Source organism: Periweissella fabalis (assembly GCF_012396505.1).
In the GTDB taxonomy this organism is placed as follows: Bacteria; Bacillota; Bacilli; order Lactobacillales; family Lactobacillaceae; genus Periweissella; species Periweissella fabalis.
Window position 1 is genome coordinate 46,371 of sequence record NZ_JAAXPN010000011.1, and the last position, 13,929, is coordinate 60,299.

The 13,929-nt window shown below is 35.6% G+C and carries 12 protein-coding genes and 3 tRNA genes; 4 read left to right on the forward strand and 11 right to left on the reverse strand.

What is annotated here, in order from left to right:
* Positions 1-177: 177 nt before the first annotated feature.
* From HF964_RS08945 to yycF, 6 genes are all read right to left on the reverse strand, one after another.
* A complete protein-coding gene (locus HF964_RS08945) occupies positions 178-1,443 on the reverse strand; it encodes a S1C family serine protease (RefSeq protein WP_210727023.1) in 1,266 nt (421 codons plus the stop codon).
* A 96-nt stretch (positions 1,444-1,539) separates the two neighbouring features.
* Complete coding sequence (locus HF964_RS08950; RefSeq protein ID WP_168722709.1) at positions 1,540-2,355, reverse strand: MBL fold metallo-hydrolase; 816 nt, start codon at positions 2,353-2,355, stop codon at positions 1,540-1,542.
* A 24-nt stretch (positions 2,356-2,379) separates the two neighbouring features.
* Positions 2,380-3,210 carry a two-component system regulatory protein YycI gene (locus HF964_RS08955; RefSeq protein WP_168722710.1) on the reverse strand — a complete coding sequence of 277 codons (831 nt, stop codon included), beginning with the start codon at positions 3,208-3,210 and terminating at the stop codon, positions 2,380-2,382.
* A gap of 17 nt (positions 3,211-3,227) precedes the next feature.
* Positions 3,228-4,568 (reverse strand): YycH family regulatory protein, encoded by a 1,341-nt coding sequence (locus HF964_RS08960; RefSeq protein WP_168722711.1) that lies wholly within the window; start codon positions 4,566-4,568, stop codon positions 3,228-3,230.
* The gene (gene walK, locus HF964_RS08965) at positions 4,561-6,411 is read right to left on the reverse strand and encodes a cell wall metabolism sensor histidine kinase WalK (protein ID WP_168722712.1); all 1,851 of its coding nucleotides are present in this window, start codon (positions 6,409-6,411) and stop codon (positions 4,561-4,563) included. Before walK ends, HF964_RS08960 begins: the two co-directional genes overlap by 8 nt.
* 58 nt (positions 6,412-6,469) lie before the next feature.
* Positions 6,470-7,183 (reverse strand): response regulator YycF, encoded by a 714-nt coding sequence (gene yycF / locus HF964_RS08970; protein ID WP_168722713.1) that lies wholly within the window; start codon positions 7,181-7,183, stop codon positions 6,470-6,472.
* A 268-nt stretch (positions 7,184-7,451) separates the two neighbouring features.
* Here yycF and HF964_RS08975 point away from each other — a divergent pair.
* From HF964_RS08975 to HF964_RS08985, 3 genes are all read left to right on the forward strand, one after another.
* A tRNA-Lys gene (locus tag HF964_RS08975) sits at positions 7,452-7,524 on the forward strand.
* Between the two features lie 34 nt (positions 7,525-7,558).
* Positions 7,559-7,631 (forward strand) — tRNA-Lys (locus tag HF964_RS08980).
* Between the two features lie 34 nt (positions 7,632-7,665).
* Positions 7,666-7,738, forward strand: a tRNA-Lys gene (locus HF964_RS08985).
* A gap of 95 nt (positions 7,739-7,833) precedes the next feature.
* Here HF964_RS08985 and HF964_RS08990 read toward each other — a convergent pair.
* The 5 genes from HF964_RS08990 to HF964_RS09010 all read right to left on the reverse strand — a co-directional run bounded on the left by HF964_RS08990 (position 7,834) and on the right by HF964_RS09010 (position 12,874).
* A complete protein-coding gene (locus HF964_RS08990; protein WP_168722714.1) occupies positions 7,834-8,190 on the reverse strand; it encodes an arsenate reductase family protein in 357 nt (118 codons plus the stop codon).
* 81 nt (positions 8,191-8,271) lie between these two features.
* The gene (locus HF964_RS08995; RefSeq protein ID WP_168722715.1) at positions 8,272-9,897 is read right to left on the reverse strand and encodes an ABC-F family ATP-binding cassette domain-containing protein; all 1,626 of its coding nucleotides are present in this window, start codon (positions 9,895-9,897) and stop codon (positions 8,272-8,274) included.
* An 88-nt stretch (positions 9,898-9,985) separates the two neighbouring features.
* Positions 9,986-10,858 carry a GNAT family N-acetyltransferase gene (locus tag HF964_RS09000; protein WP_168722716.1) on the reverse strand — a complete coding sequence of 291 codons (873 nt, stop codon included), beginning with the start codon at positions 10,856-10,858 and terminating at the stop codon, positions 9,986-9,988.
* Positions 10,859-10,865: 7 nt separating this feature from the next.
* A complete protein-coding gene (locus tag HF964_RS09005; RefSeq protein ID WP_168722717.1) occupies positions 10,866-11,882 on the reverse strand; it encodes an alpha/beta hydrolase in 1,017 nt (338 codons plus the stop codon).
* Positions 11,883-11,959: 77 nt separating this feature from the next.
* The gene (locus HF964_RS09010) at positions 11,960-12,874 is read right to left on the reverse strand and encodes an LCP family protein (RefSeq protein ID WP_168722718.1); all 915 of its coding nucleotides are present in this window, start codon (positions 12,872-12,874) and stop codon (positions 11,960-11,962) included.
* Between the two features lie 258 nt (positions 12,875-13,132).
* Here HF964_RS09010 and HF964_RS09015 point away from each other — a divergent pair, with 258 nt between their 5' ends.
* Positions 13,133-13,792, forward strand: coding sequence for a metal-dependent transcriptional regulator (locus HF964_RS09015; RefSeq protein WP_168722719.1), 660 nt, complete (start codon positions 13,133-13,135; stop codon positions 13,790-13,792).
* Positions 13,793-13,929: the final 137 nt, after the last annotated feature.

The following is a 13,929-nucleotide window of genomic DNA, read 5'->3' on the forward strand; positions in this document are numbered from 1 at the left end:
CCTATTGGTGATTAAATAACCAATAATAATATATAAAATACCCATGAAATTAAAATTTCGTGGGTATTTTACTAGTATTAAATTAGTAACCGCTAAACACAGGTACATAGTAATTTATGCCTAAATCAACTTGCTTACAATATCTCTTTATACATAATCTTACTACTAAATAACCAGTTATTTACTTTCTTTAGCCAAAGTAGTTGTATCCAAAGTTAATTTAACATTGGTAGTCATCAATTTGCTACCACGATAAAATTTGAATTCAACCGTATCACCGATTTTGTGACTAAATAAAACATCTCGTAAATCAGCCTGACTCTTAATATCTTTACCATCGATATTCACGATTACATCATATTTTTTAATTCCAGCTGTCTTTGCAGGACTTTGATTCAGAGTATTGATAATCACCACCCCATTTTGAACTGAGGTAGGTAATTTTAAAATGTTCTTTTGATCATTAACGTCGATATTAGCTAAATCAATTAACGTTACTCCTAGTGCTGGGCGTTCAATTGATCCTTTGGCAATTAGCTGATTAATAATGTTAACAACTTCATTTGAAGGAATTGAAAAACCAATTCCTTCAATACTAGTACCATTAGCATCACTAGCTAATTTCATTGAATTAATACCAATTACTTGACCGGCTAAATTAATCAATGGCCCACCTGAATTACCAGGATTAATGGCAGCATCCGTTTGAATAACATTCGCAGTTCCTAATTGCTGTCCTTGTTCATTAATAACCGCAACTGTGCGTTTTTTGGCTGAAACAATTCCTTCTGTCAAACTAGTTGCATATTGTGTACCTAAAGGTGATCCAATCGCCAATGCAGTTTGCCCAACATTAATATTATCTGAGTTACCAAATTTAGCAATTGTCTTAATTTGAGCTGCACTAACTTTGATTACTGCTAGATCAGTTGTTGGATCAGTACCTACAATTTTAGCATCTAACTTGGTGCCATTACTTAAAATCACTTGTAACGCATTGGAACCCTGGACGACGTGATTATTGGTAACAATATATGCCACTCCATCACTTTCTTTAAATACTACACCTGATCCTTCAGAAGCCGTTTGTAGGCTCCCACCTTTTTTACTACCTTGATCAGCGCCAAAGATAGCATCTAAACTATTCCCTTTGGTATTTTGCCGTTGTAAATTAATCACTGATACAACTGCACCTGAAACTTTATTAAAGGCATTTGTGGCATTATTTTCTTCAGCACTTGTTTTTTGTACTTTGACACCACCTGCATTTTTGCTAGATGAATTCAAAACTTGATTATCTTGATTATTTTGCCATGCTTGATAAGCGTTATTACCACCAATGATTAAACCACCACCGAGCATTCCTGCAACTAAGCTTGTAATGACAATTTTAGTTGAACTATTCTTAATGCCGCGTGTACGGCCTTTATTTTGATTATCCATATCTCTTGCCTCCAAGAAATTTTATCATTAATTATGCCTTTAATAATAAAGTCATAAAATTAAATCAAGGTTAAACGACTTTGACAGTTTATGCAATTAAATTGCTCGTAACGGACTCGCTTGATTAGGATCAGTATCATATAACTTAAAATCATAATCAACGCCAATATCTCGTGCTTGCATCATTTGTTCAACCGTTAAATGTGCCAAAACTTTTTGATTATTTTCCTTACTAAGATGCCCTAAATAAATTTGTTTAGTACGTTGCCCCAGTAAGTCAATCGCAGCTAAGGCACCGTCTTCATTTGATAAATGTCCTTTATCACCTAAGATACGTTGTTTGAGTGGCCAAGCATAACTACCCATTTCTAGCATCTTAATATCATGATTAGTTTCAATCAAGTATCCATCTGCATTTGCTAGCGTCCCATGTAAGCGATCTGAAAGATAGCCTGTGTCTGTTACAATTGCAAAACTCTTCCCAGAGTAATGGAACTGATAAAATTGTGGATTAATTGCGTCATGCGATACTGAAAAGCTTTCAATATCCAAATCACCCAAGGTCAGTACTTTCCCTGGCTCAAAATCTACTTGCTGTTCCAAAGCAACCTTGCCAATCTTTGAAGTCATTGCACCCCAAGTATCATTATTAGCATAAATTGGCATCCCATATTTACGGGCCAAAATACCGACGCCTTTAATATGGTCAGTATGCTCATGCGTTACAAACAATGCATCAACATCATTTAATGAACGACCAATTGAAGTCATTAATTCGGTTATTTTTTTACCAGATAAACCCGCATCAACTAGGACTTTACGCTGTGGAGTTTCAATATAGGTTACATTACCTGAACTACCACTGGCTAATACACTAACTTTAAGGGTATCGGTATTAAAAATATCTGTCACTTAAACACTTCCTTATCTTGATGATTATTTATTAATATTAACTTTTTGGGGCGTATCTTTAATTATTGTTCCCGTAAAGGCATTAATCCGCTTAACATGAATTTCTTCATTATTATTAGTTCTTAAACCAAAAAACCATGTCGGTACATATACGGTTGTATCATTAACATCCAATAGCTTAGTATATGCTAATTTAGTCCACAAAATAGTTGTGTTATTAGGAATTTGATTATATTGATATAACCACGTAAGTGCTTTTTCTTCACTTATTGTTGGTGTTTTTTCTCGTAAAATTTTAGGTGAACTGACATAGGTTTGTGTATAGCTACTTACATACCCATCACTATCAATATTGAAATGCACTTCACCACTGTTATCATAAATTTTACCTGAGGGCACCACTTGTACGTATACAATTTGATGTCTAGTCATTCGACTTAACTCCTCACTATATACATAATCTTGACCGTGAAATACATTTTCTGGTTCTCTAATAAAATGGTCTAAAGTCCGTTGTGGATTATCAAGGTTTAGTTTAAATCTTTTATTAATACTAAGTTCAGCTGTTAGAGTACCGGTATCATTATCATACGTAGTTGATGTACCTTTTAGCATTATACCGGCTTGTGACATAAACGCTTGGCTGTATTGACCTGCTATATAAAAGCCTTCACCAACTTTATTTGAAGGCTTTTTAAAACTTATATCGTCACCTTGCATTTCTTTTAACACTGAAGTTGATCCAACAGTATCTACTGTATTGAACTGAATTCCTTGGTACCATTGTAAGCCTAAAAAAACATCAATTGCTACAAAAATAAGTAAGAAAATCCATTGAATTCGTTTAAAGTCCATGTATTATTCCTACCTTTCTATCCCTTTTGTAACCATTGTTCTAGTCGCTGCCATTTATTATCAATTTCGATATACCAAACTGGCCGTAAATTAACTACCATATCAGTTGACGGATCAGTTTGCCATTCATAGCCGATTTGCATATCTTGAACTTTATTAACACTAATACCTGCACTAACTAATTGTCGTAATACTGTTGGACTAGCATCTAATTTAATCATTGGCTGATTATTTGGTAATGGTACTTGCAAAGAATATTGCGAAAAAGTCGCATGCTCTGTCCCTGGAGTTTCATAACTTAACTTTACTGCACCATAGCGTGTTTGGTTAAATATTGGAAATCCTTCAACATATGTTCGGTATACAAAGCTATTCTCAGTTCCATTAGTCTCAAAATAACGCATATTATCTAAGGGTACCCCGATTGCTAATAAATCATTAAATCCTTGATGTAAGGAATTATTTAAATTTACGTTACTCTTACTACCATTAAAGTTTTGGTAATCGACTATTCCTGTCTTATTATCAAACACTATTCGTCGATCATTACCTTCTTCATACGTAGTTGTCTCCACTGTTTTTCGTGTTTTGACATCCCCATTACTACCATTATTAAACAAATTTGTTAGGAATAAATGTTGACTTTGTCTATTTTGCAAATATGAATATTGTTTTAACATAATGTCTTCTGGGTATATCAACAATACATGCTTATGATACAGAATTTCAACAACCGGAATAGCAGTCTTTACTTGCTCAATAGTATGCAAAATACGCGTACTAGCCCCTTTGACACTTATTTCATAGACTGTAAAATCATTATCATTTAATAGATATATTTTATCCAATTTACTATTTAAAGGTACAATAACTCGATTAAACTGCACTTTACTACTTATTGATAACCGTTGATTAAAAGTATCATTTAAAATTTCTCCAGAAATGCTATCCGGATAATTCATTATTAAGGTATTCTTTTGATTTAATATTTGGCCATACTTTTTAGTTGTTACATTTTCTATTTGCTTAATTTTATTGAAATGCCACGGTTGAATATCTTTGATTACTTCATTAACTACATTTATTTTTTGATCAAATAACAATTTTTGATTTTGACTAGCATCAGTGTATATGATTTGTGTTGGGGCATAAATATCAGTTATTACACGGGCCGATAATTGTGTTGGCCCAGTTGCCGTAGTATTTTCGTTCATACTTTTATTAAAATGAGCTGGATTAGTCCAAATTAACCAAGTAAAAGCTAAACTAATTGCAATAACTAACACTAATGAAGTTGGTAGCATATACTGACTGAAAACTCCAAATTTTTTCACAAAGTGTGAATCTCTATTATGCATCCCAATCATCTCCTTCATCATACTTTTCAAATGGGAGTGAGATATAAAATGTTGACCCTTTTCCTTCAACACTATCAACCCAAATCCGGCCACCTAGCAATGTTACAACTTCTTTTGATATTGCTAGTCCCAATCCAGTTCCACCTTGTTTACGTGAACGTGCTTTATCTACTCGGAAGAAGCGATCAAAAATTCGTGAAATATCTTTGCGCGGAATACCCAAACCTTCATCCGTGACACTTAAAATTGCGTAATTATTAGTCTGTAACAATCGCACCGTAATCTCACTACCATCTGGTGAATACTTGATTGCATTATTCATTAAATTATCAACTACTTGAGTAAATTTATCAGTATCTAATTCGACCCAAATATCCTTCTCAGTGAATTCTCGCACAATTTTATATTGTTTTTCTGGTTGATCATCTTTTTCAATAATCATATCAAAGCGATTTAGAATATAATTGAGTAATTCATTTAAGTTAACATATTCCAAATCTAACTTTGTCGTACCAGAATCCATGCGGGACAGAGCTAACAAATCATTAATCATTCGAATCATCCGTTGTGTTTCATCTTGAGTAACTTTCAAGAAATTAGGCGCTACTTCGGGATCTTGCCATGCACCGTCAACCAAAGCGTCAATGTACGAACGAACTGAAGTCAACGGTGTCCGTAATTCATGCGATACGTTTGACACAAAAACTCGTCGCTCACGGTCTATTTTCTCTTGCTCGGTAACATCATGTAGCACAATCACCAGCCCTGAAATGAAACCAGAAGCACGTTGTATTAAACTAATGTATGCATGTAAAATAAGTTCATGTTCTTCACCTGATAAATCAAGCACAAGTTCCTCTTGCGTTTCAAGTAATTGTCGTAATGAATACTCACCCCGAATACTTAAAATATCCAAAATTGATTTACCAACTGCAACATCAAGATTATCAATCCCCAATAGATTCAAAGCACCCTCATTAATAATTGTGACAATTCCACGACGATCAGTAGCAATAACTCCATCACTCATATGTGCCAAGACCGAATCTAAACGCCGACGTTCTGATTCTGAAGCAGCAGTCGATTCTTCTACTCGTTCTGATAAGACATTTACTGCTTGTGCTAATTGGCCTAATTCATCATTTCCATAAATTTTGACTTGTCCACTATAGTCTCCATCGGCAATTAGACGGGTTTGTTGGTTAATTTCTTCGATTGGACGAGTAATTGCACGTGAAATTACAATTGACATAATAATACCTAAAATAATCGCCACTATAGATGCATAGACATAAATTTTAGTAATGCTATTAATACTTTGATATACCGGCTCCATGTTGGCACGAACTACCGCTACCCCTACAACAGCACTACGGCCATCTTGAACTGTAGTTATCGGAGTTGTCACAATTTCATAGCGTTGGCCATTCTCAACTTCCACAATATCTTTTTCATAGCGCTGTTGTGACAACGCATTTTTTACATTATTATCTGTCGTTTTTTGGCCAATAATATCTTGATCATTAACATCAGTAGTTCCTCTAATTGTCCCTTTGGCATCAATAACACGTACTTCAGAAATATTCTGATTATTGATATCTGACAATACTGAATGAATCTGGCTATTAGCATTTTCTTGACTACTCAATGTTAATTTCTGACCTAAAGCCGGGACAATATACGTTGGCAACGCAATTTGACTACTAAAGTTTTTGCGATTTTGTTGCTCTAATTGATGCACAAAAAAAGCACCCACAAATTCCAATGTTACTAAGAGCATCAAAGCAAACACGAGTGCAATTTTAAAATGAATCGATTGAAATAATTTTAAGAAACGTTGCACAATTTCCCCTCCACAAATTATCCGTTAGCTTCACTAACTAAATAACTGTGTTTCCTATTTAATCTTCTTTATCATTGTTGCGTAAAAAGTAGCCAACCCCACGACGAGTTACTAACCAAACCGGATGACTAGGGTTATCTTCAATTTTTTCACGCAAACGACGCACAGTCACATCAACAGTCCGGACATCACCAAAATAGTCATAACCCCAAACTGTTTGTAGTAAGTGTTCACGAGTCATTACTTGACCAATATGTTGGGCTAAATAATGCAGTAATTCAAATTCGCGGTGCGTCAATTCAATATCTTCCCCACGCTTTGATACAATATATGCCTCAGGATGAATCACTAAATCACCGATAACAATATCCGAGCTGTTACTTTCCTCTTCTTCAACAACAGCTGGTATTGTCGCTTGACGCCGAAGATTTGCCTTCACACGAGCGACTAATTCACTATTTGAAAATGGTTTTGTAACATAATCATCTGCTCCCATTTCAAGACCAACTACCTTATCGATTTCAGAATCTTTTGCTGAAACCATAATTACTGGTACGGTTGATTTAGCACGAATTTGACGTAAAACTTCCTTTCCTTCAAGCTCAGGTAACATCTGATCTAGTAAAACTAAATCAGGTTTTTCTTCATCAAATACAGCCAATGCTTCGAGGCCATCATAGGCGGTAACTACATCAAAATTTTCCTTCGTCAATGTAAATTTTATAATGTCGGAAATTGGGCGTTCATCATCTACAACTAGTATCTTACTCATCACAAATAGTCCTTCCACTGTTATGGGGTGTTTGTCACAGTTTCATTAAAATAATTACAAACATTTGGTCCCCATGAGTCTATATTAAGCTTAATTATAACATATAACATCAATCGCAAGTATTTTCATAACAGATGTTACCATTCTGCAATCGTTTTTAAATAATTTTTTTGCAAAACATTTTAGATAAATTGTTATTTTTCGCTTGCATTGTACTCGTTATCGTGATATTATATCTTTTGTTGTTACGAACAACCATTAATATTTTGGACAGCTAGCTCAGCTGGCAGAGCAACGGACTCTTAATCCGTGGGTCCAGGGTTCGATCCCCTGGCTGTCCATTTCAACCCTCTTGGTTGCATACTTTAATATTTTGGACAGCTAGCTCAGCTGGCAGAGCAACGGACTCTTAATCCGTGGGTCCAGGGTTCGATCCCCTGGCTGTCCATTTCAACCTTCGTGGTTGTATAGCTTAATATTTTGGACAGCTAGCTCAGCTGGCAGAGCAACGGACTCTTAATCCGTGGGTCCAGGGTTCGATCCCCTGGCTGTCCATAAGTTAAATAAAGCTTGCATGTTGTTACTAAAGTAACCGTGACTTTGTTTCAAAAAACCATCTGATTAATCAGATGGTTTTTTTGTATCTTGTTTTAGCTTTTAAAACATTTTTCCCATTCCGCTTCTTTAAAACCAACTAAGATTTGACCATCATCACTGATAACTAACGGCCGTTTAACGAGCATGCCATCAGTAGACAATAAATCAAGTTGTGCTGTTTCCGACATCGTAGGTAGTTTATCTTTAAGCCCAAGGTCGCGATAAACTAAACCACTCGTATTAAAGAATCGTTTTAATGGTAACCCACTTTGGTGGTACCAAGTTGCTAATTCAACACTCGTTGGGTTTTGCGTTTTAATATCGCGTTCTTGATAATCAATTCGGTTAGCAGCTAACCACTGCCGGGCTTTAGCACACGTACTGCATTTTGAATAACAAATAAATAACATTTTCACCCTCCTTAAAATCGTACATCTATTATACCAAATTAAAAAAGCTAGCTGAAAATTCAGCTAGCTTTTTTAATTTAATTAGTTGTATAAAGCATCAACTTGTTTTTGAACTTCGTCGTGACCGACAAATTCATCATAAGTTGTTTCAGCGCGTTCAACCAAACCTTTATCACTGATTTCAATAATGTGATCAGCAATTGTTTGAATAAACTCACGGTCATGTGATGTGAAGATAATTGAACCCTTGTAATCAATCATTCCTTCATTCAATGAAGTAATTGATTCCAAGTCAAGGTGGTTAGTAGGGTCATCCATCAAAAGAACGTTGGTTTTAAGCAACATTAATTTTGATAACATCACCCGCACTTTTTCACCCCCTGAAAGGACGTTGATTTCTTTAGTAACATCATCCCCAGAAAATAACATCCGACCAAGCATGCCACGCAAGAAGGTGTTATCACTTTCTTCCTTAGAAGCAAATTGACGTAACCAGTCAATAATAACTGCTTTGGGCTCATCAAAGTTATCGTTAATATCTTTTGACATGTATGAACGTTGTGTCGTCACACCCCAAGTTACAGTTCCCGTATCTGGTTCTAATTCACCAGCAAGGATTTGCATCAAAGTAGTTGTGGCAACATCAGAACGGCTTAGCAAGGCCACTTTTTCACCTGGCTTAGCAACAAACGTAATGTTATCCAAAATTTTCACGCCATCAATTGTTTTTGAAACATTGTCAACCCGGAGTAAGTCATTACCGACTTCACGTGTCATTTCAAACTTAATCCATGGGTATTTACGAGTTGATGGTTGAATATCATCAAGCGTAATTTTTTCCAATTGCTTTTGACGTGAAGTCGCTTGCTTAGCCTTTGAGGCGTTGGCACTAAAACGCGCCACGAATTCTTGCAATTCTTTAATCTTTTCTTCTTTTTTCGCATTGGCGTTTGATTGTAAACGCGCAGCTAATTCACTTGATTGCTTCCAGAAGTCATAGTTACCAACGAATAACTTAATCTTACCAAAGTCAACATCAAGCATCATTGTTGCAACTGCATTCAAGAAGTGACGGTCATGGGAAACCACAATCACGATATTTGGATAGTCAGCTAAGAAGTTTTCTAACCACGTAACTGTGTGGGTGTCCAAACCGTTAGTTGGTTCGTCCAAGACCAAGATGTCAGGTGAACCAAATAAAGCTTGAGCCAATAAGACCTTAACTTTTTCTGATTCCGTCAATTCAGCCATCTTCTTGTTGTGCATTGATTCAGGAATTCCAATTTGTTGTAAGAGTTGTGAGGCTTCAGATTCTGATTCCCAACCACCCATTTCAGCAAATTCGGCTTCTAATTCTCCGGCACGAATCCCATCGGCATCAGAGAAGTCTTCCTTCATGTAAATGGCATCTTTTTCTTTCATCACGTCATACAAGTGTTGGTGACCTTGAATAACAGTATCTAACACTTCGAATTCATCAAAGGCAAAGTGATCTTGGTTCAAACTACTCATTCGTTCGTTTGCACCCATTGATACGTTACCAGTTGTTGGTGATAACTTACCTTCTAAAACCTTTAAAAATGTTGATTTACCTGCCCCATTGGCACCAATCACACCATATGTGTTACCGGCAGTAAACTTAAGATTAACTTCATCATATAATTTGCGGCCAGAAAAACTGACACTAACGTTTGAAACAGTTAACAAATCTCATTCCTCCTATTTAAAGCTTGTCCTAAATATTATAGCAGTGATATGTCATTTTGTGGGAAATATTATTTCTTCCAATAATTTTCTAAAGTGCCCCGACTAAATACTCTAACGTTGTTTGCGTTACAAACCCATGCTTTTGATAAATATATTGTGCGCGTAAGTTATTTTTAGCAACTGCTAAGCTCAAAGTTTTAACTCCTTGTTGGGCAATCAAGGTTAAAACTTGTACGAGCGCAGCTTGACCATAGCCATGCCCTTGTTGGTGCTTTTTAATCACATAGCCAAATAAATAGCCGGTTGTTGGTGTCGCCACTTCAATCGTTACTGATCCAATTACTTGGCTATTTAATACAAACACATAGACTTGTAAATTATGATTGGCAAAACTTGCCACTAAGTCACGTGTAACTTCATGCACCTCATCATCAAAGGCTTGCGCATGTATTTTAGCTAATGCTTTAACATCATCCTGGCTAAATGGTCGCACTGTAATCGGTGTTTCTTTAGTTACTATTGGTTGGACCTGTGCTTGCCACTGCATTAAAACTTCCGCAATCGCTGGATCGTGAGTTACCTTAAATTTAGTTATTAATGTTGGTAACTTCTGCAATTGTTGGGTTTCTGTTTGAATGACAATCTCAATATACTCATAAGTCTGGCATATCTGCTTAGCTTGTTGCAACAACGCGGTCGCAATCCCTTGACGTCGATACGCTGGTTTAACATATAGCATCACATTAGCATCAAAATTAGTCGCCGCATATAAGCTCGCAAAACCAACTAACTGTTCATCTTGATAAGCTAAAATGAATGCAGGCATATCTGGATAACGATTAAACGTATTGGCTAAATATGGCATATCAAATAATTGATCATGTTTTTGGCAAGTCTCAATTAGCATTAATACTTGCTTACGTTCATTTTCTGTTAATTTATTTACTGCTTTTAATCTCATAATTCACCTAATTTTTTTGTGGTAAAGCATCAATAAACTTAACAGTTTGTTCAAATGTAATTTGCGCTTTTTGAGAAGCAAAATCAAACTGGTATTCATGATTTACAGCCTCATTTTTAGGGAAAAAGCGTGCCGTTACTGGCACCCCATGTTTATCTAATTGCTTAACCAATTCCTTACCTGATGATTCAAATGTGAAGCGATTACCATCTGTAATATACGATGCTGGAAAAGCACTGGTCACTTTGTTAGGTACTGAGCCTTGTTCAACTAAAGTGCTTTTATCCCAGAAAAATTTGCCTGTCATTGACCAACCAATCGTATGTACAAACCATTTCATCAACCAGCTTTTATTAGCTTTATTATCATCAATGAATAAACGAAAATCGTATGGCCCACAATACAAAACTGTCCCGGCAAGTTGTTTAACTGGTAATGTCACTTCTGGAATTATTTTCGCATAATTTGGATTTGTCGCTAATGCAGCATATTGAGCAGCAATCTGGGCTCCGGCTGAATCACCACCTAAAATAATTTGCATTTTACTTGGGTCTATCCCCCACTGCGAAGCATTTTCTTTTACAAATCTAAGCCCTTTAGCTAACTGTTGTACTTGTGTTGGATATTTACCATCTGGGGCAACAGTATAATTTAATGCTACAAATGTTACTTTAGTTTGGCCAACCAAATTAGTAGCAAATTCTTTCATACCTGACTTATCTCCACCAATAAAACCACCACCATGCATCCACACCACTATTTTATTACTCGGATTACTTTTAGCACGATAGATATCAGCCTTTTCATCTTTTTGCTGTCCATATGCAAGGGATGATAGCACCTTTACATTTTGTTGGTTTCTTATATACATTTTAGGATTAGTTATTTTAACCGTCCCATTGAACGCACGAGCAAAAAAACTCGCACTTGGTTTTGGTGAAACAGTTAATAATAATGTAATAACAATAATAAGTCCGGCTATAATTATGGCTAATATTTGACCAATTCGCTTTAAAACTCGCATGCCTATGCTCCTTCAAAAAAAGTAGAAACTAGATTGATTGGTATCATCCAATCTAGTTTCTACCATTAATATACACTTTAATGCAATGAATCTTTAACGACCTTAATCACGCGTTCACGTTCATCTGGTGAGACAACCTCAAAAGCCTGACCATCGATCATTTGACCTCGTCCTTGTACATGATCACTAACTATTTTCTTTGAAGCTCCCCGATAACGCAAGGCAAGATCGCGAAGTTGATTAAATTTTAAATCAGTTTGAACATTTTTATTTAACTCTTCCAATAATGCAGTATTAGCCAAAGTTGAAGGTTGCGCAATCTTCTTAATTAATGCGGTAATTACTAATCGTTGACGTGTTTGGCGACCATAGTCTCCTTGAGGATCTTCATGGCGCATTCGTGAAAATTCAAGAGCTTTTTTACCATCCATATGGTATTCTTCACCTTTTTCAAATTGATAACCCGCAAAATCAAAAGTCAATGGTGATTTAACGTCCACACCATCAACTTGGTCAATTAACTTCTCTAATCCGCCCATATTAATTAGGACATAATAATCAACTGGGTTATCAACTAATTTTTGCACCGTATTCATTGCAGTTCCTGTTGAACCATACGCATATGCTGCATTAATTTTAATCTGCCCTAAGTTAGGAAAACCTGGGACTGATGTTCGTGTATCACGTGGAATACTCAATAACGTGGTTTGTTCACTCCGAGGATTGATTGTTGCTAAAATCATTGTGTCAGTTCGACCGCGCTCAGTTCGATTAAATGCCCCGGTATCTGTTCCTAGTAATAAAACTGAAATCGGTTTGTTATTCGTTATCTGGCTATTAGGATTTCGCAATTCTTTATTATGTGCCGCTTTATAACTGTCATTAATCAAATTTTGGGTCCGTATATAAGTATATGCAAAAATCCCTCCTACAACTAATAATATAACAACAACGACCATACTTATTATTTTCCATGCTCGATACTTTTTCATTAATCAACCTCACTTTCCATCTCTGAGTACTTATTAACTATTTTATCATTAATGCTACTTCGCTGTATGGTTTTCTGGTGCTTAATTTTAATATTATATTTGTATTTTTAAATAATTTTTATCACATTACTTAAAATAATTTTTGATTTTTTTGATAATTGTGTATAATTAACTCAAAAATATTATATAATTAAGAGGTAAAATTAATAATTACTTTTTTTACCACTCAACACATATCAACTTAAGGAAGTATTAGGCATGGCAGATTCAGTTTCAAAAACGATCTATCTTCAAACGATTCTTGAACTTACATATGGTCAGAGTCGCGAACAAGTCGCAAATAATCAAATTGCGGAACATCTCCACGTAACTCCATCATCAGTTTCAAATATGATGGCGAAACTTCAAGAAAGCGGTGAAGTTGATGTTGAACCGTATTATGGCGTTACATTAACACCAAAAGGCAAACATGCAGCCCTACGATTAACCCGTATTCATCGATTAATGGAAGTATTTTTTTCAGAAAAATTAAACCTTTCCCCTACTAATGCATATACTAATGCTGTACATTTTGATCATAATGCTGACGATGAACTTTTAACTGCTTTAGATGCATTTTTAAATCATCCCAAAACCTGTCCACATGGTCTTCCCATTCCAACCGCTAATTACGAATATGAAATTACTGCTCATCGTAATTTAAGTGATTTACCTGAAGGGACTAAATTTACAATACTTGGCTTTAATGAGGATGCTGAACTTCTCGAATATCTCCAATTAATGGGAATAACAATTGCTTCTACCTGGACCTTTACTGGTAGAATGCCATTTTCAGGTCCACTCGTAATTGAAAACTCAGATTCAAAAGAACAACTTCAAATCTCAGAGCACGCTGCCCACTACATTTACACTAATTAAAAAATGTACCAGATGGTCGCTGCTATCTAAAAAATCCTAAATAGGACCCCTAAAGATTTTCTTTAGGGGTCCTATTTAGGATTTCGAACATATCAAATTTTTAGAGTAAATTATCATAGTACATGACTTATGATCCA

Excerpts from the sequence above, each read along its gene's own strand:
- HF964_RS08945 (WP_210727023.1), bottom strand. The coding sequence starts at position 1,443 with ATGGATAATCAAAATAAAGGCCGTACACGCGGCATTAAGAATAGTTCA.
- HF964_RS08955 (WP_168722710.1), bottom strand. The coding sequence starts at position 3,210 with ATGGACTTTAAACGAATTCAATGGATTTTCTTACTTATTTTTGTAGCA.
- HF964_RS08960 (WP_168722711.1), bottom strand. The coding sequence starts at position 4,568 with ATGCATAATAGAGATTCACACTTTGTGAAAAAATTTGGAGTTTTCAGT.
- yycF (WP_168722713.1), bottom strand. The coding sequence starts at position 7,183 with ATGAGTAAGATACTAGTTGTAGATGATGAACGCCCAATTTCCGACATT.
- HF964_RS08990 (WP_168722714.1), bottom strand. The coding sequence starts at position 8,190 with ATGTTATTTATTTGTTATTCAAAATGCAGTACGTGTGCTAAAGCCCGG.
- HF964_RS09000 (WP_168722716.1), bottom strand. The coding sequence starts at position 10,858 with ATGAGATTAAAAGCAGTAAATAAATTAACAGAAAATGAACGTAAGCAA.
- HF964_RS09005 (WP_168722717.1), bottom strand. The coding sequence starts at position 11,882 with ATGCGAGTTTTAAAGCGAATTGGTCAAATATTAGCCATAATTATAGCC.
- HF964_RS09010 (WP_168722718.1), bottom strand. The coding sequence starts at position 12,874 with ATGAAAAAGTATCGAGCATGGAAAATAATAAGTATGGTCGTTGTTGTT.
- HF964_RS09015 (WP_168722719.1), top strand. The coding sequence starts at position 13,133 with ATGGCAGATTCAGTTTCAAAAACGATCTATCTTCAAACGATTCTTGAA.